This window comes from Gelidimonas diazotrophica (genome assembly GCF_055694025.1).
Window position 1 is genome coordinate 944,275 of sequence record NZ_CM146349.1, and the last position, 24,797, is coordinate 969,071.

The following is a 24,797-nucleotide window of genomic DNA, read 5'->3' on the forward strand; positions in this document are numbered from 1 at the left end:
AATGTTAAATCCCCGCCGTTCGCAGCCAAAACCTTTGGTAATCCCATTTCGCAATCCGCTGCCACCGATTACTTTCCCGGAAGAATTGCCGGTGTCCGGCATGCGTGCCGACATTGCCGCAGCCCTGCAAGCGCATCAGGTCATCATCGTTTGCGGCGAAACCGGCTCCGGCAAGACCACGCAATTGCCGAAAATTTGCCTGGAGCTGGGCCGAGGGCAGCTGGGCTTGATCGGCCACACCCAGCCGCGCCGGATTGCCGCGTCTTCCACCGCCAAGCGCATCGCGCAAGAAATCGGCTCACCCTTGGGCGAACATGTCGGTTTCAAGGTGCGTTTTGCCGATACGCTGACCCGCGGCGCATCGGTCAAGCTGATGACGGACGGGATCTTGCTGGCCGAAACCCAGACCGATCCGCTGCTGAAACAATACGACACCATCATCATCGATGAAGCGCACGAACGCAGCCTGAACATCGATTTTCTGCTGGGTTATCTGAAGCAATTGTTGCCACGGCGGCCAGATTTGAAAGTGATCATCACTTCCGCCACCATCGATGCCAACCGTTTCGCGCGCCATTTCGGGACCGAAGAAAAACCTGCGCCGGTGATCGAAGTTTCGGGCCGGTTGTATCCGGTCGAACTGCGTTATCGCCCGGTGCAAGCCGACGCCAAGGATAAGGATCGCGATTTGATGGTGGCGATTACCGATGCAGTCGATGAACTGTGCCGCATCGGTTCCGGCGACGTGCTGGTGTTTTTGCCCGGCGAGCGCGAAATCCGCGACACCGCCGAAGCGTTGCGCAAGCATCATCTGTCGCCGGGTTTGCATCAACCTGAGATTTTGCCGCTGTTTGCGCGTCTGTCGGCGCAGGAGCAGGAGCGCGTCTTCAAGACGTCGAATGGACGTCGCATCGTGCTGGCCACCAATGTGGCTGAAACTTCGCTGACCGTGCCCGGCATTCGCTACGTGGTGGATGCTGGTCTGGCGCGGGTGAAGCGATACAGCTATCGCAACAAAGTCGAGCAATTGCAGATCGAGCCGATTGCGCAATCGGCGGCTAATCAGCGCGCCGGGCGTTGCGGCCGGGTTGCCGCCGGCGTGTGCATTCGTCTGTATGAAGAGCAGGATTATTTGCTGCGGCCGAAGTTCACCGAGCCGGAAATTCTGCGCTCGTCGCTGGCCGCGGTCATTCTGCGCATGAAGTCGCTGCATCTGGCCGATGTCGAAACCTTTCCCTTTATCGAGCCGCCGCCGGGGCGGGCGATTGCCGACGGTTATCAATTGCTGCAGGAGTTGGGCGCGGTTGATGACAACAATGCCCTGACGCCGCTAGGTAATAAGCTGGCAAAACTGCCGCTCGATCCGCGTGTCGGACGCATGATCCTGGCCGCGCTGGAAAATGTCTGCCTGACCGAAGTGTTGATCATCGCGTCGGCCTTGTCGGTGCAAGACCCGCGCGACCGGCCGATGGAAGCGCAAGCCGCCGCCGATGCTGCGCACAAGAAATTTGCCGATGAGAAATCGGAATTCCAGAGTTATCTGAAAATCTGGAAATGGTTCGAAGACGCGATTGAGCACAAGAAAACCAACCGCCAGTTGCAAGACAATTGCCGCGCCAATTTCCTGTCGCAAATGCGGCTGCGCGAATGGCGCGACGTCCACACCCAACTGCTGACTATCGTGCGCGAGCAGGGCTGGCGTCTGAACGAAGCGCCGGCTACTTATGAGAATCTGCACAGCGCGCTGCTGACCGGCTTGCTCGGCAACGTCGGCTTCAAGGCCGAAGACGAGCCCCATTTCCTGGGCGCACGCGGCATCAAGTTCCATATCTGGCCCGGTTCCAGCCTGCTCAAGAAACCGGGACGCTGGGTGATGGCGGCCGAACTGGTCGATACCACGCGGCTGTATGCACGCTGCATCGCGCAGCTTCAGCCGGAATGGCTGGAGCGCGTGGGCAGCCATCTGCTGAAGAAATCCTGGGGCGAACCGCGCTGGGAAAAGCGTTCGGCGCAAGTTTCCGCTTCCGAACGCGCCACTTTGTACGGGCTGGTGGTGTATAGCCAGCGCCGCATCAATTACGCGCTGATCAATCCCAAGGAAGCACGCGAAATCTTCATCCGCGACGCGCTGGTTGACGGCGAATTCGACACCCGCGCACCGTTTTTCGCTTTCAACCACAAGCTGGTGCGAGAAATTGAGAATTTGGAACACAAGTCGCGCCGGGTTGATGTGCTGGTCGATGAAGCGCTGATCGCCGCCTTCTACGACCAAATTATTCCGGCTGACGTGTGCAACGGCATCACGTTCGAAAAGTGGCACAAGGACGCCACCGCACAGAATCCCAAACTGCTGTACCTGAATCGCGACGATCTGATGCGACACGAGGCGGCCGGCATCACCACCGACTTGTTCCCGAAAAAGCTGATTGTGGCCGGTGCAGAAATGTTGCTGACCTATCATTTCGAGCCCGGCAGCCCACGCGACGGCGTCACCATGGCCGTGCCGCTGTATGCGCTGAATCAGATCAGCGCCGACCGTTGCGACTGGCTGGTGCCCGGCATGCTGAAGGAGAAAATCCATCTGCTGCTGAAATCGTTGCCGCAAAAACTGCGCCGCCATTGCGTGCCGCTGCCGAGTTATGCGGCAGATTTTTGCGAACGAGCCGAATTCGGCAAAGGCAATCTGCTCGATGCGCTGATCGCTGACATCCGCGAGCAAGTCGGTCTGGTGCCGCTGACTACCGATTTCAAGCAGGAAACCCTGCCAACCCATCACACCATGAACATCAAGGTCATCGACGAGCATGGCCGGCAGTTGGAAATGGGCCGCAATCTGGCCGCCTTGCGCGCCGAGTTCGGCGGTCAGGCACGGGAGAGTTTTCAAAAAATGGCAGTGCAGGCAGTGACTGCATCGGGCGATGGCGTACCGAATGTTGCGAATATTGCGTACATTGCGGGGCGCGGCGATAGCAATAAAGCGGCCACTGGAACTGCCACCGCCACTACCACAATTGTCGGCAAAGCCAGCAATGCGTCCCAGCAGGAAAGCCTGACCAGTTGGTCGTTCGGCGCGCTGCCGGAACTGTTGGAAGTGCAACAAGGCAAGCAAACGCTGATCGGCTTTCCTGCTCTGGTGGATCAAAAAACCTATTGCACGCTGGAAGTGTTCGACGATCCTGCCGTTGCGCAGCGCACCCACCGCATCGGTTTGCGCCGCCTGTTCGCCTTGCAGTTGAAGGAACAAGTCAAGTATCTGGAGAAAAACATTCCCGGAATGCAGCAAATGGGCATGCAATTCATGGCGCTCGGCACCCAGGAAGAATTGCGCGATCAGATCATCCATACCGCGCTCGATATCGCTTGCCTGCAGGAACCGTTGCCGACCGATGCCGCCGCATTCGACCAGCGGCGCGATCAGGGCAAGACCCGCTTGGGCTTGCTGGCCAACGAAATCGCGCGCCTGCTCAGTCAGATATTGACCGAATTCCACGGCTTGCCGAAGAAGCTGCAAGGCGCCAAAGCCCACGCGGGGGCGGCAGCCGACATGCAATCGCAATTGCAAGCCTTGATCGGCAAACGTTTTCTGGCGGATAACGCGTACGCGCAACTGGCGCATTTTCCACGCTACCTCAAGGCCATCAATGTCCGGCTGGACAAGTTGCGCGCCGATCCGGCACGCGACATCAAGCTGATGGCGGAATGGGCTGCCGTTGCAACACCCTGGCAGCGCGCGTTGAAAGACCGACACGACGATCCGAAAATGATCGAATTCCGCTGGCTGTTGGAGGAGTTGCGGGTCTCGCTGTACGCCCAGGAATTGCGCACGCCGATGCCGGTATCGGCCAAGCGGCTGCAGAAGGTGTGGGAATCAATGCAGCGATAAATAAAGGAGTATGTTGATATTTATCAATAAATATATGCGGGAATTGGCATGCATATATGGGAGTATGTTGTTGCTTCCAAGTTTGAAAAAACAACACGCTTGCATGCTACCCGTCATGTTAACCAGCATGTTGCCCATTAAGCCGGCAAATTAGCTGCTTTTACGGTCATCAACCTATCCAAAGCGGGGTTTCATCGTTATATTGTCTTCAATCGCAGCGCTGGAAACACGCTTCGTATTTGTCGATAAAATTCCCTGTGTATTGTGATGAATGTTCATGGTCCGATGTCCATGGGAATTTATTGCTTTAGTAGTAATAAATAGTAATAACATTTTCGTTTTTATGCAAAATAGCAAAAGCAAAAAGCCGATTGAAATCAAGATATCCACCGTGGTCGCGGTCTCCGTCATCCTGCATGTTGCAGAGTTGCCGCTGCTGCAGGCGGCACTGCTTGAAATGACCGGCGGTGCGCCGGATTTTTTTGATGATGAATTTGCCGTGATTGACGTCGGCACACTCGATCTGACTGGCGCGGCGATCGATTGGCCGGCCCTGATAGACTTGCTTAAATCGCATCACCTGAATCCGATGGCGGTGCGCAATGCCCCGGCCGAATTGCACGCCCAGATCAAGGCATATGGCTTGAGCATTGACGTGGTGACCAGACCGCGCGCTGAAGAAAGTGTGGCCGCAGCGCCAGCTATGATTATGCAGGCAGCATCGGTGGTGGCGGCTGCAGCGGCGATGATCATCGATACGCCGGTGCGCGCCGGACAGCGCATTTATGCGCGCGGTGTTGATCTGATCATCACCGCGGCGGTCAATAACGGCGCCGAAGTGATTGCCGATGGCAGCATCCATATTTATGCGCCGTTGCGCGGCCGCGCGCTGGCCGGCGCCAGCGGCAATGCCGATGCCAGGATTTTCGCCATGGTGATGGAACCCGAGCTGGTGTCGATTGCCGGCATGTATCGCACTTTTGAAGACGGCTTTCCCCAAGACAAGACGCCGCAGCCTGCGCAAGTCCGTCTGATCGGTGACAGGATCGAGATCGTCTCGCTCAATCCTGCGCCGCGTTCCTGATCTGCATTCCCTATTTCGTATTCTGAAGGAGTTTTTTTGTGGCAAAAATCATTGTTGTGACCTCCGGCAAAGGCGGTGTCGGCAAGACTACCTCCAGCGCCAGTTTTTCTACCGGTCTGGCCATGCGCGGTCACAAGACTGCGGTGCTGGATTTCGACGTCGGCCTGCGCAACCTCGACTTGATCATGGGCTGCGAGCGGCGCGTGGTGTATGACCTGATCAATGTCATCAAGGAAGAAGCAACGCTGAACCAGGCTCTGATCAAGGATAAACATTGCGACAACCTGTTTATCCTGCCCGCTTCCCAGACGCGCGACAAGGATGCGCTGTCGGAAGATGGGGTCGAAAGGGTGCTGCAGGATCTGGTTAAAATGGGCTTTGATTACATCATCTGCGATTCGCCAGCCGGTATCGAGCACGGCGCGCTGATGGCGCTGACCTTTGCCGATGAAGCCATTGTGGTGACCAATCCCGAAGTATCGTCGGTGCGCGATTCCGACCGGATTCTGGGCATCATCCAGGCCAAATCGCGCCGCGCACTGAATGGCGGCGAGCCGGTCAAGGAACATTTGCTGATCACGCGCTATTCTCCCAAGCGGGTCGAAGCCGGCGAAATGCTGTCGTACTCGGATGTGCAGGAAATTCTGCGCATTCCGTTGGTCGGCATCATCCCGGAATCGGAATCGGTGCTGCATGCATCGAACCAGGGCAATCCGGCGATTCACCTCAAAGGCAGCGACGTCTCCGAAGCCTATGAAGACCTGGTGTCGCGTTTTCTGGGTGAGGAAGTGCCGCTACGCTTCACGACTTACGCAAAGCCGGGAATATTCAAACGCATGTTTGGAGGCAAGTGATATGGCACTGCTCTCATTCTTGTTCAAGGACAAGCCTAAAAGCGCGTCTGCCGCCAAGGAACGGCTGCAAATCATCATCGCCCGCGAACGCAGCGGCCGCGATGGCTACGACTTTCTGCCGGCGCTGCACAAGGAGTTGATCGAAGTCATTTCCAAATACACCAAAGTGAATGCGGAAGACATCATGATTTCGCTCGACCGCAAGGGCAATTTGGAAGTGCTGGATGTGAATGTGGTGCTACCGGACCCGCAAATTAAACGTTAATTTTTGGTAGCGATTCAGTCCATAGAGTGGCATGGTTTTCTCCTCCGCTTTAAAGGGGGAGGCCGGCGATCCCATCAAGCCCGCACTACTTAATATTGCGTAAGTCCTTAACTCTTGATTACGCTCTCTCGCGATGGTAGCTGCCTATGCCTGCGGGATAACCAGCATAATTGAGTGCATCGCCATAATCGCTTGAATAATGACGGAGTATCATCGAAAAGAATGCGTTAGCCGCATGTAAAATAATGCTTGTGAAAAATACACGCAATAGTATATTTCATCGTCAGATTTCGCCAGAAATGCGCGGGCAGCATCACAGAACTCCCCCGAGCAGCATCCAGCTACCCCAGGCAATCAGCAACAGCCCACTGCTGCGTGCCAGCCACACGCCTATGCGCAACACTTTTTCGGCCAGCACGAACACACTGAGCGCGATAATCCACCACAAATTCATCACGCCGACCACAAACAGCAGCGCCATCAGCAGCCAGCAGCAGCCGGTGCAATAAGCGCCGTGCGTGAAGCCCATGCGCAACGCGCCCCAGGCACCGCTGCGCCATTCTGTCATCAGGTAGGCGAGCGGAGAGCGGCAATGCGCGAGGCAAGTCTGCTTGAGCGGAGTCCACTGGTAAATCCCGGCAGCCAGCAGCACCAAGCCGCCCACCAGCGAACTGGTCGTGACCATCATCTCGGTCAGCAGGGTAGCCGTATGCAAGCCCCACTGGCCCAGCGTGGCCAGCAGGCTGAAACCGATCCATACCGCCAGATAGCCTGACAGGAAAATCCCGGTCCTGAGCAAGGGTTGCTCCCGGGCGCGATTTTCCCGGGACTTGTTCTCGGCCAGCTTCCGGCTCACCGCCGCAAACAACAACACCATCGGCGTCACCGAAGGCAACATCATCGCCGCCATCATTACGCCCCACATCGCGAACAGCAGCAACAATTCTTGCGCATCCCACACGCCAGTGGCAGGCTCAGTCATTGCCGCCGCATCCATCTGGCTCATGCTCCAGTCCTGATAGAACAGGTAAGTCCACGCCAAGGCGGCCAGTACGCCCAAACCGATCAATACCCCTGCGCTCTGCGAACCGGGCAGGCGCGCCTGCACCGCGTCAAACGGGGTTATCGTCGCCATCTGCGTTCAGCCCGCCTGGTAAGCGAACGGCGAATAAAAACCATTCTTTTCCGATACATCCAGCCTGAGTCCGTAGTCCTGATAGTGCGCAGTTTTTGATTTTGCCACCACGGCGGGATAACACGGAACCGCAGTAAAAGGGTGATTGCTGATCGTGACTTCAGCGCCAGCCTGTCCTGCCAGCGCCTCTATTTCCAGCGCTGCCACAGCGGGAATGCGCATGCTGCGCCCACGCCCTTCGGCCTTGTATTCAATCGGCACGCTCTTGACGCCCAGCACCTCGCCGATCAACGGCACCAGGGCTGCCAGATGGCCGCCGGCCTGGCCGCTGAAAATTTTCCCCAGAGCGTCCTGCTGGGGTGCGCTGGCGCGTTCATCCAGATATAGTGCAACCTGCCATTTCCCATCCAGCATGTGGCCTGGGGCATACGCGGCCAAAGCCACGTTCAGGCCATCCAGCGGCACATCCGCATAGGCTCCGCTCTCGATATGCCAGGCCAGCAGTGCGGTGCAATCGCCTTCGGTTGGCGGGCTGGTAAATACGCAAGGGCATGCCACCGTACAATTGCAGGCCTCAAAATAGCTTCCCGCCACTTGCCATTGATAGCCCATGGTGCTGCTCCTTTACTTTCATTACCCAGTGTATTGCTACGCCACCAAGCTGGCCTGGTTGTGCTCCACATGGGCCACCGAACTGTGTGTGCTTAAAACTAATCGGGCCGGTTACTTCCGGCATGGTGGCCCTTGCACAAAGCGCATCAAGCCTGTTGCTTGCCCGGAGCCTCGACAGGCGGCGTGCCTTCCTTGAACAATTGTTGTAGCTGCGTGCGCAATTCCGGCGTGTCCTGATGCTGGTGGACCGACACCGCATGTTGTACTGCGGCATCCAGCAACTCTTTGTCTGTGTCGGCAGACAACGCTACCGTGCAATTCATGTCACTCGGAAATTCCCGGCAATCAATATATTTACGTGTCATTTCAACCTCCTCATCAAGTAAATGATGGCAAAGCTCGGGGTAGCGCATAGTTCCGAGTCCGCCCGGACGGATACAAATGCGGACTAGGCCGCACTTTTATTTATAGTTGAAAAACCCCCGCCCGCAAGACCCTCCCGGCGCCAAATTGACGGTGTTATAGACGCTGATCAAAGAAACCGCAGTTACGATCTTATTTTGGTAAAACCTGACACCGCCTTGGTCCGCAACTTCTGGTCGACGGTCAATGCCGCACGCGCCCGATGCCGGCCGCCGTGTCGTTTTCTTCACCGTAAAACAGATAAATACACATCGTAACGCACGCAATGCAGCGGTTTCACCAATAGCAATACGCGATGAAATGCAGATAAAAAAACTCCCGCGTGATGACCAGAACTGGACCATCTCGCGGGAGTTTAATTGTTACTGTAAAGCAGATTTACAGTCGTACGGTTATTCACCGTTCATTACACATCCTCGTGCATTCATTGCTTCCGTGCGTTCAAAATAAACCCTTTCACCTGCCGTACATCTCGTCGAAAGTTGGCTTAAAGTTTTTCATATACTCAATCGTTTCAGCTTTTACCTCTTCGCGTGTGCGACCGGAATAGCGTGAACCAGCGACACCGTGTGCGCCCGCCCATTCATTCAAGTTGTCACCGCGTTCGCTCTGCATCAACAAACCAGCGGCACGGGCTTGATCCAACTCAGCGCGCACTTCCGCACGGGATTTGGTCGATACTGCGATCGGCCCTTCAGAAGGTTCATCTGCGAAAGTTGAACCGACGGTAGCGACTGCAGATAACGCAATCACCACAGCAATTAATAATCTGGTTTTCATATAGCCTCCAACCAGTAAAAATGACACCTTGTCTGGCGGCTCTCTCAGAGGTGTGTCTTATGCACCTCATCATTCATAAAAAAGCCACCCCCACGCTTGCAATCATGAAACCACTTACTCTCGTTGCAAACCATCCTTCAAACATCTTTTTTAACGAAATAAAATCAAGACCATTTTCAAGAATCCGAACCAACTTTTCAATCATCAAATAGATTTTAAGCTGTCGCGTGAATGAATCTTAATTGGATTCTAGTTCGTAAAATGTGCAATGCAAGCTTTAATCAGTATTAAATTAGTGCTGTATTAAACCGGTTTAATACTGATATTAAACGCCAGGGATTGCAGGTGTTTGGCTGGAACCCGCTGCGCCGGGTTGCACCAATACCAGCGGTTGCGACTCAACCTTGACGAATTTGTGCTCACCGGTCTCGGGTGCGTCGAAATGAAACATTCGCATGGCAAGTCGGGTGAATTCCTGGTGCTCCGGGGGAGTCCTGCTGTGCCAACTGGCAAGGTGATCATAAAATCCCATTTTTTCCTGTGGCGCGCTGGGATTGAGGAAACCGACCGCCTGCCAGTCCTGGGTATGTTCGAGGATAGGCAGGAACAGATTGGCGACTAACTCATTCTTGCCGCGCAGATAAGGGTTTTCAAGCAGCAGCGGCCCATTTTCCCGGAACCATTGCGCCAGCGATGTGTTGGCAGGAAGCTGGCGACGCGGGTCGTTTAGCACCCGTCCCATAAACCGGTCTAAAGTCGGTGCGTATGAAGCCCATTCCGCGCGCGGCAGCGACTGCTCCCAAGTCGCGGACAGTCGTCTCAAGGTATACAACGAGACGGCTTCGCACAGGGTTTCCTCAAACCACAGGTGGGGTGCAATATTGGGTGGCGCGTGATTCTCGTAGTTGGCGAGGATATGAAATAGCTCGTGGGAAAACTCATAGACGAACTCTGCCCAATGCTTGCCCTTGGCAGCCAAATGAACCTGGTATTCGTTTGCCGGCCCCTTTTGATACAACACAATAGGGCCTTGGGTGGTGGGCGAGACGACGATCGGACCCAGTTGCCGATCTGGAAAATGTATCAGCAGTTGGTCCGCGATCGCATACAGCAAGGTTTCGATTTCCTGCGGTTTTGCATCGCCCCAATCGCCATCCATGACCCGGATCATGAGTTTTTGGCTCTTCTCGGCACCCTGGCTATTGCCGGTTTTTTTCTGCTGGTCGATTTTCAAGTCCGCAGCACGGACTCCATGCATCGTCAAAATCGACAGCATGATCGATGCACCCACAACAACCCGTCTCATGATTACCTCCCTAGCCAAGGAAACAGTGGCACAGAAAACGCGATCCAGCCATGCCCGTAGTTATTTAACCCCAGCTATTTAAAATTTATACGGTCAAAATTTATATTGAGTTTTGCAATTATTGAAACCGGTCAATGCTCGACTGGAATTTTCAATATCACATGTTCAATGTAGTCCATCATCAATACACTTTCAACAAGGAATGCTGCATCGGCAGTAGCTCCGGGCATAGTTCATGCGGCAGAAAGTTGGCGCCCAGTCCACAGTCGATGGAGGCGAAAAGCATTGTCCACGAAAGACACGAAAAGCACGAAAGAATGCAACACACCATCCTTTCTACTTCGGTAGAGAAGGTTTTTCGTGTCTTTCGTGGACTGCATTTTTTGTACGTAACGTCAGTGATTAACGTGTCTGTGTCCATCAGGAATCTATATGGAGCATCACGGTTTTAACCATTCTCTCGTAGGGGCGGGTTCCAAACCCGCCCTTTTGCCGTCAAAGTGCAAGGGCGGGTTTGGAACCCACCCCTACGAACGCTCCGACTCTCGCCATCTGGCAGGGAAAAGGATTGTTCATAGTGGACTGAATAATTACTCGGTATCCGATTATCCGTACGTACTGCCAGCATTCCTGCTGGCGGTGATATAGGTGTAGCAGGTCCGTGCATCTTCAGCGAGTTCAAGGAAACTAATGGTGCGGTGTTGCCATTCGTTGAATTCGGGTTCATCCGGCCTTGGTGTGAGATCGCGTAACGCCATGCTCCAGTCCACGAAAACGCGGTGCTTGGCCCGACCTTCAATGACCAGGCGCACATCGCAGTGGCGAGGATCGCCCTTGATCTTGTCCAGCAGGGCGAACAAGACTTCCCGCTTGCCTTCCAGCATTTGCATGAAGTAGCCGTCCTGATAGATCAGGCAGCCGGTGACGCCCACCGAACGATTGGAAGCCTGGGACTGTTTCAGCAGAGCATCGAGTGTCTGTCCGGCCATCGGCTCCACAGCTTGGCTGACATAGATCAGGAAGTGGAGGGAAGTCGCAGCGCCCGGCGAGCCGTCCCGGATTTCACGCTCCACGGTCTCGATAAAAGTCTTTTCCTCTAGTGGACGGTGAAAATGGTAGCCCTGGATGAAGTCGCAACCATAGGCGCAGAGTTCGATCTGCTGGGCATTGTTCTCGACCCCTTCCGCTACCAGTTTCAGCCCGAGCGCGCGGCCGAGGCCGATCACGGCACGAATAACGGTGCGGTTCTCGGGGCTCTTGTTGATGCCATCGACGAAGGTCCGGTCAATCTTCAGCACGTCGACTGGCAGCCGTGTCAACTGTGCCAGCGAGGAATAGCCAGTGCCGAAATCGTCTACGGCCACCCGCAGACCGAGATCGGTCAAGCGACGCAATATGCGCAGACTGGTTTCAACATCCGCCATCAGCGAGGTTTCAGTGATTTCCAGCACCAGGCGCGTCGGGTCGGCCCCGGTCGCGCGCAGCATGGTTGTAAAATCTTCGGCCAACGATTCTTCATTCAACTGCCGCGCCGAGACATTCACCGAGACGTAAGGGGCATTTCTACCCCAGCGATGGCGCCAGTCGGCTTCGGCCTGGCAGGCCTGGTGAAATACCCAGGCGCCGATTGGCACGATAACGCCCGTCATCTCTGCAATCGGGATGAAAACCTCCGGGGAGACCTCGCCCTCGGACGAGTTCCAGCGCAGCAGCAGTTCTGCGCCGACAATACGGCCACTCTCTGCCGCAACGATGGGTTGAAAGCGGGGCGACAACTCGTCACGTTCAATCGCCATGCGCAGACCATTGGTAATGACCATCCGCTGCTTTGCCTGTTCGTGAAGACTCTCGCTGAAAAACTGCCAGCCATCACGGCCCTTTTCCTTCACCGCATACATCGCCGTATCGGCATAATGCAGCATGTCGTCAGCGCAGTGCGTGCTGCCGTTGCCGATAGCGATACCCACGCTGGCCGTCACAAACAACGGCAGGCCCGCGAAATCGTATGGTTGGCGCAGGGCATTATTGATCCGCTCCGCCAGGACGGACAGAGTGGCCGGTTGTTCCACCTGATTGCACAGAACAACAAACTCGTCCCCGGCCAGGCGCGCCACGGTGTCGCCCGGCCGCACCTGCTCGATCAGTCGGCTCGCCACAGTCTTGAGCAGCATGTCACCGGCTTCATGGCCGTGGGTGTCGTTGATCGTCTTGAACCAATCGATGTCTACGAACAACAATGCCACGCTCAATCCATTGCGTCGCGATCGCTGCAAGGCAGTGACGATTCTTTCGCGGATCAGAGCACGGTTGGGCAGACGAGTCAGCGCGTCATGGGTTGCCCGCCACGTCAGTTCTTCCTCCACTTTCTTGCGCTCGGTGATGTCGCGCAGGGTAACAATCAGCATCCATCCGTGGTTATTGTGGAACTTGGTGATGGAGGCCTCAAGCGGAAAAAAACTGCCATCCTTGCGATATCCGGTTACCTCATTGCGCCCAGACATGCGACGCTCGGTTTCCTCGCCATCGACAAACCGTTTTAATAATTCGGCATACCGTTGACGGAAATGGGGCGGCAGCAGCAGGTGCACCGACAGACCGAGCAGTTCTTCCTCGCTGTAGCCGAACATCAGGCAGGCGCTACGCTTGGATTCGGTGATGATGCCATGGGCGTCCGTGGCCAGAATCGCCATGTTCGCTTTGGATAGGCTTTGTTGCATGGCGCCGATCTTTTGTCTTGCGACACTGACTTCTGCCGCCAATGTGGTCGTGACCTCGGGTGACGTTGGAGATGCGTTCAAGCGGGCCGCCTGCGCCTGCTTGAACTAACGCTAACGCTCGGGAATCCGCGGCGGGCTGGGGCAGGCATTTTCGACGATGCAAAATGTGCTGCTGACCTTGCAGCGCAATAAATAGACGCGGATTCAGATATTGATGATGGCATGATGAATTTTGGCATTTCTGTGGATAATTACAGTTAATTTCAACCGAAAAAGCCGTTGAATGCTGGTTGGCGCAGCTCCCAATGCAGGTCGTTGCAGAGAGGGATTTAGAGACTTGGCATACGCTGACAACTGATGCGGCTTGAGAGCCGAAAAAATTTCGTAAAATCTCGTAAGTCAATATTTACATAAAGAAATTTTGCAGATTTGATTTGTAACAATTCATGCGTAGATTCCCGCGTACGGCGCTTTCCGGCCTGGTTTTGGATTCGCTATCAGCCCTCTCCCCGTTTTTGCATGCTGAAGAATTAGACCTGCCGGAATATCATAGGTTGGTGCTGAATGTAATGAAGTCCAACATTCTGCGCATAATGTTAGGCTGCGATGTTGATCTGATTAAGCTTTAGCGCAACCTGCAAAATACGTCCCAATATGTGGCCACTGTGATTAACCAAAGGTAAAAAAATGCGCTGGAAAAAAGGCTTGTTGCAACCGGGCGTGGCGGCAGCGTTAGGCGCAGCTTTGTTGTTTGGCGCGGGAACGCCGCTGGCAAAGTCGCTGCTGGCAGGCGTTACTCCCTGGATGCTGGCCGGGTTGCTATATTTGGGTTCCGGCGTTGGCCTTGCGCTGTATCGTTTTCTGATCCATGCGCCGGCGGTGCGCCTTCCCAGCAATGAGCGCGCCTGGTTTGCCGGCGCTATTATTTTTGGCGGCATAATTGCGCCCGTGTTGTTGATGATTGGCCTGACCGGGATGCCAGCCTCCGGCGCATCTCTTTTGTTGAATGCCGAAGGCGTGTTTACGGCGCTGCTGGCATGGTTTGTGTTCAGAGAAAATTTCGACCGGCGCATCGCGCTCGGCATGCTCGCCATCGTGCTGGGCGCGGCCATTCTCAGCTGGCCGGGGGATTTCAGTTTCGCCGGGATGATGCCGGCGCTGGCTATCCTGGGTGCGTGCTTGGCCTGGAGTATCGATAACAATTTGACGCGCAAGGTGTCGCTCGCCGATGCGTCATGGATTGCATCAGTGAAAGGCTTGGTGTCCGGCTGCGTCAATCTGACTCTGGCTTTGATGCTGGGTGCGGCAATGCCGGGGCCGCTGATTATTGGGCAAGCGCTGCTGGTGGGTTTTCTGGCGTATGGAATCAGTCTGGCGCTGTTTGTGGTTGGGCTGCGGCACCTGGGCACCGCGCGCACCGGAGCGTATTTCTCGGTTGCGCCATTCTTCGGCGCCGTGCTTGCCTTGTGGATGGGAGAACCGATAACGCTGCCATTACTGGTTGCCGGCGCATGCATGGCGGTGGGCATATGGCTGCATCTGACCGAGCGTCATGCGCACCAGCATACGCATGAAAAAATCGAGCACGACCATCCGCATCTCCATGACGCGCACCATCTGCATGACCATGATCACATCGTCGCGCCCGGCACCAGGCACAGTCATCCGCATCGGCACGACGCGCTCGCGCACACGCATGGCCACTTTCCGGACGCGCACCATCGACACCTGCATTGACTAAATAATGTGCGGTCAAACCCATAACCTATTTTTTACAGATACCAACTTAGGTTGGCGTGGAGCGCAGCGCCAACCTGATGCCGACTCGTTCGGCCTTGTAAGTGTGTTCAGCCGGAGTAACAATTAAGAGCGAAGTAGTGCGGTTCTTTGGAGCGGCTTTAGCCGCGATTGCTTGCGCCTGATCGCGGCTAAAGCCGCTCCAGAAAGTACTTCAGTTTAGAAGTCTCTTATAGCAGACTGAATAATTACGTTTTTTTATTATTAGTTGGAGTATCGTTAAAAACACCGATTATTACGCATATAATTACTTGCTTTATAAAAAATACACATATCTAGTATATTTTTTCAGGCACGCCGCTGATGGTGATGGCCCAGATGGGATAGCGGAGCTTCGATCCAGTGTTCAAACAACACGGACAACCCCAGACAGGCAACCCAGCAGCACAGCAAAACCAGCACGGCGGGCCAAGTACCACTCAGCCCCAGCCGCATAAACAGCGCATTACCGATCATCAAGACTGGAAAATGCACCAGAAAAAGGGCGTATGAAGTTTGTCCCAACCCACCAACCGCATGCGATAGCGATGCAGGCAGGGCCAGCCGGATGGGGGTCGTGTTGTAACGCCATTTAAGAACCCCCAGTAACAAGGCTACAGCCAGTGCCACCGCGATGCGTCCCCGAAAATCCAGCGCCAGCGCGAGAAGCCCGACCCCTGCCAGCAACCCGAGCAGCCTGCCGGGACGGCGTGAATTGCCAGCCCAGAATGCGGCAGCCCCCATGCCATAGGCCCCGAAAAAGTACAGTGCCCAGTTGTCCCAGCCCTCATCCCGATTGAAAAAGAATAGCGACGCCAGCATCAGGCTCAGCAGCAGCGCCTGCGGCCAGTGCGGGCTGCGGCCCAGCCACAGCATCAGCGTCACGAGCGCAAAAAGCTGGAAGTCGATGGCCACATACCAGACCCCCGCTGACAGCGCGTCGTATCCGAGCACGCTGTGCAACAGTGCCGCGTGCGATAACATTTGACGCCAGGTGGGTACGTCAGGGATGAAATCGTCGCTGATCCATTGACGGGCCAGCGCCGCACTGGCGATGGCGAGGAGCAGGGCTGCCAGGAAAGGCAGGATCAGGCGCTGGTAGCGCTGGAGGATCGCGCGCCAAGGTGCGTTCACGCGGATTTGCCCTGTGGCGGTAAAACTCCGTACGGCCAGGTAGCCGCCGAGCACCAGAAACACCTGCACCGCCATGCGTGCGTATTCGTAAAACCAGTCGGTCAATGCGGGTGCGGCTTCGCTCATGGCATCGGACAGCGGTCCATAAGTCGCAAAGTGGTGTAGAACAATCAATTGCGAGGCGATCAACTTGAGGGCATCAATAGGCGCTTGCCTGCCCCGCATGACTGACTTCATTGGGCGGGCAACACCAGGTCTGTTGTGCCGGGGCGAACCCAGCGCGGGAATTTACGCGTGGTGTCGATGCAGCCGCCGGCTTCAACCATCACATGGGGCGCCAGATCCAGCCCGTCGAGCCGGCTTAGAACGGCATGGCATGTTTCCACTGCGTTGCTTGTTTCATTGCGCCGAATCAGAATGCCGCGTGTGGGTCTATCTTGATTGCCTGTAACGTTCATCGTGTTGTTTGTTTCCTGCCGGTAGCGCTTGATTTTTTTGGGCAGTATACCCCCAGGCCAACTGTGCGCTGGATTGCTCCGGCCAAGATGCGGCCAAGCTGGTGTCGCCTTTGCTGGCACTGCGTGGCAAGACTCCCCGTCCGGCTGCGCTGGATGCAATCCGGCTCAGCATATCCGGTAGATATCAGATTAGCTTTCAGCGTGCTTCGCTGCAGCATAAATCGCATTGTCGCGATGGTGGCCGGTCAGCAGGAAGTAGCCGTGCCGAGTATCAGGAAGGCCACGAACATCCTGAAAATTAAAGGATTGCAATAAATCATCGTGGCCATAGCAGTGCGAAGGCCGGAAACGGTGCGCGCCGGCATCTGCGGAAAGATTTAACCGGATGTCGGACGGTGCAGGAAGTTGCGGCAGATTGGGGATTTTGGCATTTCAGCCAGTTTTCCAGTGACTACCGGAAATTGTTTGGACAGACTCCGTCGGAGTCGTTGCGACAGCGCATGCTAGTGCATGCGCTGCTGCACGCAGCACGCCGTACGTTAGCGCATCTCGAATGCTTCCTGGTGGAAGCGGAGCCGGCTTCTCAGCGTGCTTTGCAAACCCTCTTTGATGCTGTCTGCAAGCCCCTGAGGGCCGCAGAACCAAACCTCCGTGCGTTTGGCGCCGGTCTGCGTGGCGCTCAGGTTGTCGGTGGTCAGTACTTCGCCCTGCCGGGCGCCGTGCACGTGCAGGCGCACGCTCGGGAGGGTTGCGCACAGCGACTCCAGTTTCGCAACCAGATTGTCGGTGTCGCGGTCGCGTGTGCAGTAGTGCAGATCGGCCACAGGCGCTTTGTCTGGCTTGCCTTGCAAGGATTCGAGCCAGGCGAAGAACGGCGTAATACCGATGCCGCCGGCAATCCATATCTGCTGCGCACGCGGGTTGCGGCGCGACAGGTCGAAGTGTCCGTACGGCCCTTCGACCTTGACCGTTTGCCCGGATGTTAGTCGCTGCGCCAGGCCGCGGGTGTAATCGCCCAGTCCCTTGATCTGCAAGGTAATGTTGCGGTCGCTCCGGTTTGCGCTGGCAATGGTGAACGGATGCGCGCCCTCGTTTGGATCAAAAGTGACGAAGGCAAATTGACCGGGGCGGTGGCCTTTCCAGCCTGCGTCGAGGCGGCAACATACTTCGGTGATGTCGGCCGCGCTGCTGCTGACGGAAACAATCGTTCCGCTCACCAATCGACGCTGCCCGATGCGTCCGGTGAGCGAGAGCACGCTGGAAATTGCGCCACCTGTGAGCAACAGCACAAGCAGTACGCCGACCGGTTGCAGCCAGTAGTCAAGCGGCGCCAGCATCGCGGTGTGAAAGGCGAGCACCAAATAGATGGCTGGCATGATCCGGTGCAAATGGCGCCAGAATTTATAAGGGAAGCGCTTCCAGAGTGTGAGCAGCAGCATCGCCAGCACTATGTAAATGGCCCATTCGCCCATGTCCTTGGAGAGATGGCGCAGGGTGTTGAACAATCCGGTGTAATGCTCTTTCGGCAAGCGGCCTGCGCTGCCGATCAATGTCTTGAGCACATCGCTCGACATCTTAATCAGCCAATGTGCTGCGGCGAAACCAATGGCGAGAATACCCGACCATTTGTGTAGACGATAAACGCGATCCATGCCGCCCAGCGGCCGTTCCAGCCAAGCCGGCCGGGTGGACAGGATCATGGACAGTGACATCAGCGCAATAGAAAAGAGGCCGGTCAGGTACAAGCCTTCCTGACGCATGGTCCATACAAGGGAGCCGCCGGACGGACCGGTGCTGGAGAGAATATCCCAACCCCAAGTAAGGGTGACGATGGCCAAAAGGCCAGTAAGAATTGTTTTCATGGTTTGAGCCTGAAAGTTGAGGAGCTGTCCGCTGCAAGGTAGCGGAGCGGTCGAATCTGTGACCGTGCAACCATTTTGCGCAATCACGCCTGAACCTGCGGTGAAGCGCTCGTTCATGCTGGGTTCAGGATTGCCCGGGGTGGTGAGGGTCGTTATCATTAATGGATATTCAGTCTCAAAGGATTTGCCATGCCCCGCTTTGCCGCCAATCTCACCATGATGTATACCGAACATGCTTTCATCGACCGCTTTGCAGCGGCGGCGCAGGATGGCTTCAAGGCGGTGGAATTCCTGTTTCCATACGAATATCAGGCCGAGACTTTGCGCCAATTGCTGGCGGATAACGGGCTTGAGCAAGTCTTGTTCAATGCGCCGCCCGGCGACTGGGAGAACGGCGAACGCGGCCTGGCGTCGCTGCCGGGGCGCGAGGATGAATTCAAGCGTTCGATCGACACTGCGCTGGAATATGCGCGCGTGTTGGGTAACAGCAAGCTGCATGTGATGGCCGGTTTGATACAGCCGCAGCAAGACCAAGGTCGCCAGCGTGCGGTGTATCTGGAAAATCTGTCGTATGCGGCGCACTTGGCGGCGGCGCAAGGCGTGACTGTCGTGATCGAGCCGATCAATACCCGCGATATCCCGGGCTTTTTCCTGAACCGACAGGATGCGGCGCAAGCCATCTGCGCCGAGGTGGCGGCCGATAACTTGCAGGTGCAGTTCGATCTATACCACTGCCAGATCGTGGAAGGCGATCTGGCAGTCAAGTTGCGACGCGATATGGCGCGTCAAGCGTGCGGCACTGGTGGCATCGGCCATATACAGATCGCCGGTGTGCCCGATCGGCACGAGCCGGATCTCGGCGAGATCAATTATCCTTACCTGTTCGAACTGATCGACAGCCTCGGTTATCAAGGCTGGATCGGTTGCGAGTACCGGCCGCGCGCCGGCACTTCGGCCGGGCTGGACTGGCTGAAGCCGTGGCTGTAAAGAGTATTGCAAGCGTCAGGATTTGTTGCTGCTGTGCAGCAATAGCCCGCAATGATCGGCTCTTTCATCATCGCCGGCGAAGCCGGCACCCGGTTGCGGTTGCAGGCCCGCAACCTGAAATTGCATTCGGCCTTGGCGCTTGAAAAACTCTGCAATGCGCGTGGTGTACTCGCAATGTGCCCCCGAAGTGCCCATATACGCCTGAATATCCTGACGAAGACGATAAAAAATACTACGGCGATCGATCCCGTGCTGCCGCGCCGGTACATCCCGCGTTGAATCGTATTATGTGTTTCATGAATAATACATATTTGAATAATAAATTAGGGGCATATGCTGCATTGCGATATAGTTTGCCTGTCTCCTCCAACTCCGTAAAAAGATTGGATTTAGCCCGCGCCGCAAGGTACGCGGGCATTTTTTTGTTTACGCGTCGTGCCGTCGCTAACGGCGACGCATATGGATGTGTGTGCAACCCATCCAGTCCAGCCACGATCACAACAATATTGCGCGAACAGTTGACCAATCGAATTGACAGATGCTGACTTCGGCAATATAAATTCTCTATGGCATTGCGACATGGCAGCCGGTGCCCGCGTACCTTGTCAGCGTAAGACACCTTTTCCAAAAGAAACTATCGTGACTCGCAAAACTCCCATCGAGCGTTATCGCAATATTGGCATCTGTGCCCATATCGACGCTGGCAAGACCACCATCACCGAGCGCATCCTGTTCTACACCGGCGTCAACCATAAGATGGGCGAAGTCCACGAAGGTCTGGCCACAATGGACTGGATGGAGCAGGAACAGGAACGCGGCATTACCATTACCTCTGCTGCCACCACCTGCTTCTGGAAAGGCATGGCCGGCAATTATCCGACGCACCGGATCAACATCATCGACACCCCGGGCCACGTCGATTTCACGATCGAAGTTGAACGCTCAATGCGGGTGCTGGACGGCGCCTGCATGGTGTACGACGCAGTCGGCGGGGTCCAGCCGCAGTCCGAAACGGTATGGCGCCAGGCCAATAAATACAAGGTGCCGCGCCTGGCCTTCGTCAACAAGATGGATCGGGTCGGGGCCGACTTCTTCCGGGTCCGGCAGCAGATCCGCGAGCGCCTGAAAGGCAACCCGGTGCCGTTGCAGATACCGGTCGGCGCCGAAGACGATTTCCATGGGGTGATCGACCTGATCAGGATGCAGGCCATCATCTGGGACGATGCCTCGCAAGGCGTGAAATTCGAATACCGCGAAATTCCGCCCGAACTGCTGGCCAGCGCCAGGCACTGGCAGGCCCAGATGCTGGAAGCGGCGGCCGAGGCCAGCGAGGAATTGCTGCAAAAATACCTGGACGGCGTGGCGCTGAGCGAAGCGGAGATCAAGGCTGGCTTGCGCACCCGCACCATCGCCGGCGAAATCGTGCCGATGCTGTGCGGCAGCGCCTTCAAGAATCGCGGCGTGCAGGCGCTGCTGGATGCGGTGATCGACTTTCTGCCGGCACCCAGCGACATCCCGCCGGTGACCGGCCACGACGAACGCGATCAAGTTATTCAACGCCGCGCCAGCGACGATGAAAAATTCGCGGCGCTGGCTTTCAAGATCATGACCGATCCGTTCGTCGGCCACCTGACCTATTTCCGCGTCTATTCCGGCGTGATGCACTCGGGCGACAGCGTCTACATCCCGCTCAAGGGCAAGAAGGAAAGGGTGGGCCGGGTGCTGCAGATGCATGCCAACCATCGCACCGAAATCAGCGAAGTCTATGCGGGCGACATCGCGGCAGTGGTCGGCCTGAAGGACGTGACCACCGGCGACACCCTGTGCGACCCGGCCGGCGTCATCACGCTGGAACGGATGGTGTTCCCGGAGCCGGTGATTTCGCAGGCAGTCGAACCAAAAACCAAGGCCGACCAGGAAAAAATGGGCATGGCGCTGAGCCGCCTGGCGCAGGAAGACCCGTCGTTCCGGGTTCGCACCGACGAGGAATCCGGCCAGACCATTATTTCCGGCATGGGCGAATTGCATCTGGAAGTGCTGGTCGAGCGGATGCGGCGCGAGTTCGGCGTGGCCGCCACGGTCGGCAAGCCGCAGGTGGCATTTCGCGAAACCATCCGCAAAGTCTGCGAATCCAGCGAGGGCAAGTTCATCAAGCAATCCGGCGGGCGCGGCCAGTACGGCCATGTGGTGCTGAAGATCGAACCGCAGCCCCACGGCAAGGGATTCGAATTCGTCGATGCGGTCAAAGGCGGCAGCGTGCCGCGCGAGTTCATTCCGGCAGTCGAGAAGGGCATCCTGGAAACGCTGCCTTCCGGCGTCCTGGCCGGCTACCCGGTGGTGGATGTGAAGGTGACGCTATTCTTCGGCTCTTCGCATGAGGTCGACTCCAACGAAAACGCGTACCGGATGGCAGCTTCGATGGCATTCAAGGACGGCTGCCGCAAGGCCAACCCGGTGCTGCTGGAGCCGATGATGGCAGTCGAAGTCGAGATCCCGGAAGAAAAAACCGGGGATGTGATCGGCGACCTGTCGGCGCGGCGCGGCATGATCCAGGGCATGGACGACATCCCTGGCGGAGCCGGCAAAACGATCCGCGCCGAAGTGCCGCTGACCGAGATGTTCGGCTACGCGACCGCGCTGCGCTCCCTGACCCAGGGCCGCGCCACTTTCAGCATGGAATTCAGGCATTACGCCGAGGTTCCGGCCGGCATTTCCGAAGCAGTGATTCATACGCACCGGGGGCAAGGGTAATGAAAAATTAAACCTAGAAACCTCAGTTGGACGGAGCCGAGTGTGCGTTTTTCCGGCTCTCTGGCTAGGCGCGACGACGAAGCAACCTTCATGTTGCTAGGAGAAGCAACGACGCCAGAGGGCCGGAGAAATGTGCAATCGGTCCCGTAGCGCTCTCACCCAAATGGTGAACGACTTAAATAGCATAATCCTAAATATATTCAATCACTTATCGAAGCTGATTAGCGGTCAACTGAGGTTTCTAGGTTATATGCGCTTGCGCGCCAGGGTAAGGCCGTCGCTTATGGGCAGCATGGAGAGGTCAATCCGCGCATCGTGGTACAGTTTGGTATTCAGCGCCTGCAGCGCAGCCGTGTCCGCGTCCTCGGCGACGCGCGCCACGCTGCCGCTCCACAGGACATTGTCGATAACGATCAGGCCGCCAGTGCGCAGCAGTTGCAGGCAGCGCTCGTAGTAGGCGTCGTAACCGGTTTTGTCGGCATCGATAAAGGCGAAGTCGTACTTGCCGGCCTCGCCCGCAGCCAAACGGGCATCGAGCGTTTCCAATGCCGGCGCCAGTTGCAGATCGATCTTGTGCGCAATCCCGGCCGCTTCCCAATGCGGGCGGGCAAGGCGCGTGTATTCCTCGCTGATATCGCAGGCCAGCAGCGTGCCATCCTCGGGCAGGGCCAGGGCGACAGCAAGCGCGCTGTAACCGGTAAACACGCCCACTTCAATGGTATGGCGCGCCCCCATCAGCTTCACCAGCAGCGCCATGAACTGGCCCTGCTCGGGCGAAATCTGCATGCGCGCATACGGATGTTCGCTGGTTTGCCGGCGCAGCGCGGTCTGCACCGGATGCTCGCGCAAGGAATGGGCAAGCAGGTAGTCGTAGAGCGTGTCGTCGAGATTCAGGGTGCGATTGGACATGGCCGTTTCCTCCGTTTCTTGATCAACTCCGCGCTTGTAGCCTTTGACGGCGCAGCCCGGATCATGGTTCCACTGACCGCCTGCGATTTCCTGCTTATTCCTGAGTATTCCTGCTTGTGCCTGCAGATTCCTGCAATTTCCCGGCACATTGGCTGTCTCACCGGCGGGTCCTGCAAACGCATCGACCTTTTCCCGCAAATACAAGGAGCTATCATGATCAAGAAAGCATGGGCAGTCTGGAAAGGCGGCATCAAGGATGGCGGTGGCACGCTTTCCACCGAAACCGGGATGTTCAACGAAGCGCCTATGGTTTCAAGGCAAGGTTCGAAGACGGCAAGGGCACGAATCCGGAGGAGTTGATCGGAGCCGCGCATGCCGGCTGTTTTTCGATGGCACTGTCATTGATGCTCGGAGAGTCCGGCTTGACGCCGGAAAAGATCGGGACCCATGCTGACGTGACTCTCGAGAAGGTGGGAGAAGGCTTCGAGATCACGGCCAGTCATCTTACTGTGGTGGCAAGAATCCCCGGTGCGGATCAGGCGAAGTTCGAGGAGATTGCAAACAAGGCCAAGACCGGTTGTCCTGTATCCAAGCTGTTGAAGGCAAAAATCACGATGGAAGCAAAGTTGGCATCTTGCGGTAACTATTCAGCCCGCTATGGATGCCCCCTCGCCCGCTTGCGGGAGAGGGTTGGGGAGAGGGTGACTGCAAAGTCGACGACTTAATTAATCGCTGCACTCTTCGTGGATGCTTTGTCGGGGGTAGCCCGACAACTAGCCTGACATGGAGGGCGCCAAAGAAAAGTAAGCAAAAGAAAGGCGACCGCAGACTTGCCCTTCGGGTACCCGTTTGTGTGCTGCAAAAAATGGGAAATGAAGGAACTCGCTACGCTCAGACAGCCTTCATTTCTGATCCATTTTCTGCAGCACACAAACGGCTGCGTCCCCAGCGGCCTAACCTCAAAAACAGCGTCAATACAACCGCCAATGACATAAAGCAGTCACTTGGATATCAATCGCATAGCAGGCTGAATAGATACATCTTGAGTAAAAATAGATGGTGTATCATAACTTTTATGTAATTTTCCGCATATTTTGTATAGGCTTCAAAATATACTCGCAATTGCATGCAATGCAAATCCAGCCACAAGCCGGCTTGCCCGAGATGCCTGCCTGCCAGTCTGGGTGAGTGTGTCCCGTTTGGCAGGCAAGCGCTGGACTTTGTGCTGCGTGATGCCGTGTTAGTTAATCTCCCGTTTGATGCTCACGCCGCCGCGCAACTGCCCCGGCGTGTAGCCGGTAGCTTGGTCATGCGGATAATCTGCACCAAGGCGCGCCCGCACGCCTTCCGAGATTTTATCCGCCTTGCCGTGGCAGGCGACACAACCCTGCTGCATCACGATCGGTTTCATGTAGCGGAAATATTTGCCGTTTGGCTCATTCACGATCTCGGCGCTTTCCAGTGTTTCCGGCTTTTCACCTTTGGCGATACGTTGTTCGTATTGCATCAGGGTCTTTTGCTCCCATTCATCGGGCGTGCCGAGCAGCGGGTTGCGCACCTTGAGACTGACGCGCGTGAGTTTCCAGCCGTTTTGACGCGAGATATCACCGGCCATCGCGGGCGCAATATCCTTGCACACCTTGATCGCGGATTCCGGGCCGCCTTCCTTGATGGCTTTCATGTTTGCCGCCATCAGCGCCTTTGCAAAAGGCATGACGGCAGCGCGGCTTTCTTCCGTGTACTTGCCCAAGTCGTCCGCCAGTGCGGGAAGTGCGGTCAACGCGATTAATGCGGAAAGAATGATGTGTTTTTGCATGGTTTTTTCACAGTAAAAAACGAGTATGGCCGCCCGTTCAGGCAG

The 24,797-nt window shown here is 56.3% G+C and carries 19 protein-coding genes and 2 pseudogenes; 10 read left to right on the plus strand and 11 right to left on the minus strand.

Annotated elements, in window-relative coordinates:
* The first annotated feature begins 1 nt into the window (after position 1).
* The 4 genes from hrpA (at position 2) to minE (ending at position 6,086) form a co-directional block, all read left to right on the plus strand.
* Complete coding sequence (gene hrpA, locus KGFNPO_RS04405) at positions 2-3,883, plus strand: ATP-dependent RNA helicase HrpA (RefSeq protein ID WP_472633277.1); 3,882 nt, start codon at positions 2-4, stop codon at positions 3,881-3,883.
* 343 nt (positions 3,884-4,226) lie between these two features.
* Entirely contained in the window at positions 4,227-4,967 is a 741-nt protein-coding gene (gene minC / locus KGFNPO_RS04410; protein ID WP_472633278.1) for a septum site-determining protein MinC, read from the plus strand.
* Positions 4,968-5,005: 38 nt separating this feature from the next.
* Positions 5,006-5,821, plus strand: coding sequence for a septum site-determining protein MinD (gene minD, locus KGFNPO_RS04415; RefSeq protein WP_472633279.1), 816 nt, complete (start codon positions 5,006-5,008; stop codon positions 5,819-5,821).
* A gap of 1 nt (position 5,822) precedes the next feature.
* Positions 5,823-6,086, plus strand: a complete 264-nt coding sequence (gene minE, locus KGFNPO_RS04420; protein WP_472615000.1) for a cell division topological specificity factor MinE — start codon at positions 5,823-5,825, stop codon at positions 6,084-6,086.
* A gap of 313 nt (positions 6,087-6,399) precedes the next feature.
* Here minE and KGFNPO_RS04425 read toward each other — a convergent pair whose 3' ends face one another.
* The 6 genes from KGFNPO_RS04425 to KGFNPO_RS04450 form a co-directional block, all read right to left on the minus strand.
* A complete protein-coding gene (locus KGFNPO_RS04425) occupies positions 6,400-7,221 on the minus strand; it encodes a DUF2182 domain-containing protein (RefSeq protein WP_472633280.1) in 822 nt (273 codons plus the stop codon).
* Positions 7,222-7,227: 6 nt separating this feature from the next.
* Positions 7,228-7,833 carry a DUF1326 domain-containing protein gene (locus tag KGFNPO_RS04430; protein ID WP_472633281.1) on the minus strand — a complete coding sequence of 202 codons (606 nt, stop codon included), beginning with the start codon at positions 7,831-7,833 and terminating at the stop codon, positions 7,228-7,230.
* A gap of 146 nt (positions 7,834-7,979) precedes the next feature.
* Positions 7,980-8,198: a DUF1059 domain-containing protein gene (locus tag KGFNPO_RS04435; RefSeq protein WP_472633282.1), complete on the minus strand. Its 219-nt coding sequence runs from the start codon at positions 8,196-8,198 to the stop codon at positions 7,980-7,982.
* Positions 8,199-8,712: 514 nt separating this feature from the next.
* On the minus strand, positions 8,713-9,036 hold the full coding sequence (locus tag KGFNPO_RS04440) for a DUF4148 domain-containing protein (protein WP_472633283.1): 324 nt from the start codon (positions 9,034-9,036) through the stop codon (positions 8,713-8,715).
* A 325-nt stretch (positions 9,037-9,361) separates the two neighbouring features.
* Complete coding sequence (locus KGFNPO_RS04445) at positions 9,362-10,342, minus strand: hypothetical protein (protein ID WP_472633284.1); 981 nt, start codon at positions 10,340-10,342, stop codon at positions 9,362-9,364.
* Between the two features lie 605 nt (positions 10,343-10,947).
* Positions 10,948-13,140: an EAL domain-containing protein gene (locus KGFNPO_RS04450; protein ID WP_472633285.1), complete on the minus strand. Its 2,193-nt coding sequence runs from the start codon at positions 13,138-13,140 to the stop codon at positions 10,948-10,950.
* 606 nt (positions 13,141-13,746) lie between these two features.
* Here KGFNPO_RS04450 and KGFNPO_RS04455 point away from each other — a divergent pair.
* Positions 13,747-14,796, plus strand: coding sequence for a DMT family transporter (locus tag KGFNPO_RS04455; protein WP_472633286.1), 1,050 nt, complete (start codon positions 13,747-13,749; stop codon positions 14,794-14,796).
* Between the two features lie 348 nt (positions 14,797-15,144).
* Here the strand turns inward: KGFNPO_RS04455 and KGFNPO_RS04460 are convergent, their stop codons facing one another.
* Entirely contained in the window at positions 15,145-16,206 is a 1,062-nt protein-coding gene (locus tag KGFNPO_RS04460) for an acyltransferase family protein (RefSeq protein ID WP_472633287.1), read from the minus strand.
* Positions 16,203-16,355 carry a hypothetical protein gene (locus KGFNPO_RS04465; RefSeq protein ID WP_472633288.1) on the minus strand — a complete coding sequence of 51 codons (153 nt, stop codon included), beginning with the start codon at positions 16,353-16,355 and terminating at the stop codon, positions 16,203-16,205. The genes KGFNPO_RS04460 and KGFNPO_RS04465 overlap by 4 nt, the downstream gene beginning before the upstream one ends.
* Before the next feature lie 437 nt (positions 16,356-16,792).
* Here KGFNPO_RS04465 and KGFNPO_RS04470 point away from each other — a divergent pair.
* Positions 16,793-16,909 (plus strand): annotated as a pseudogene (locus KGFNPO_RS04470) (helix-turn-helix domain-containing protein); the annotation flags it as partial.
* A 57-nt stretch (positions 16,910-16,966) separates the two neighbouring features.
* Here the strand turns inward: KGFNPO_RS04470 and KGFNPO_RS04475 are convergent.
* Complete coding sequence (locus KGFNPO_RS04475; protein ID WP_472633289.1) at positions 16,967-18,289, minus strand: ferredoxin reductase family protein; 1,323 nt, start codon at positions 18,287-18,289, stop codon at positions 16,967-16,969.
* A gap of 189 nt (positions 18,290-18,478) precedes the next feature.
* Between KGFNPO_RS04475 and otnI the strand changes: the two genes are divergently transcribed.
* The 3 genes from otnI (at position 18,479) to fusA (ending at position 22,027) form a co-directional block, all read left to right on the plus strand.
* Positions 18,479-19,276, plus strand: coding sequence for a 2-oxo-tetronate isomerase (otnI, locus tag KGFNPO_RS04480; protein WP_472633290.1), 798 nt, complete (start codon positions 18,479-18,481; stop codon positions 19,274-19,276).
* A gap of 51 nt (positions 19,277-19,327) precedes the next feature.
* Positions 19,328-19,555, plus strand: coding sequence for a hypothetical protein (locus KGFNPO_RS04485; protein WP_472633291.1), 228 nt, complete (start codon positions 19,328-19,330; stop codon positions 19,553-19,555).
* A 360-nt stretch (positions 19,556-19,915) separates the two neighbouring features.
* Entirely contained in the window at positions 19,916-22,027 is a 2,112-nt protein-coding gene (fusA, locus tag KGFNPO_RS04490) for an elongation factor G (RefSeq protein WP_472633292.1), read from the plus strand.
* A 246-nt stretch (positions 22,028-22,273) separates the two neighbouring features.
* On the opposite strand, the gene KGFNPO_RS04495 is transcribed toward fusA, so the two are convergent.
* Positions 22,274-23,140 carry a class I SAM-dependent methyltransferase gene (locus tag KGFNPO_RS04495; RefSeq protein WP_472633293.1) on the minus strand — a complete coding sequence of 289 codons (867 nt, stop codon included), beginning with the start codon at positions 23,138-23,140 and terminating at the stop codon, positions 22,274-22,276.
* Positions 23,141-23,149: 9 nt separating this feature from the next.
* On the opposite strand from KGFNPO_RS04495, the pseudogene KGFNPO_RS04500 reads away from it, so the two are divergent.
* Positions 23,150-23,568 (plus strand): annotated as a pseudogene (locus KGFNPO_RS04500) (OsmC family protein); the annotation flags it as partial.
* Positions 23,569-24,176: 608 nt separating this feature from the next.
* On the opposite strand, the gene KGFNPO_RS04505 reads toward KGFNPO_RS04500, so the two are convergent.
* A complete protein-coding gene (locus KGFNPO_RS04505) occupies positions 24,177-24,752 on the minus strand; it encodes a Tll0287-like domain-containing protein (RefSeq protein ID WP_472633294.1) in 576 nt (191 codons plus the stop codon).
* Positions 24,753-24,797: the final 45 nt, after the last annotated feature.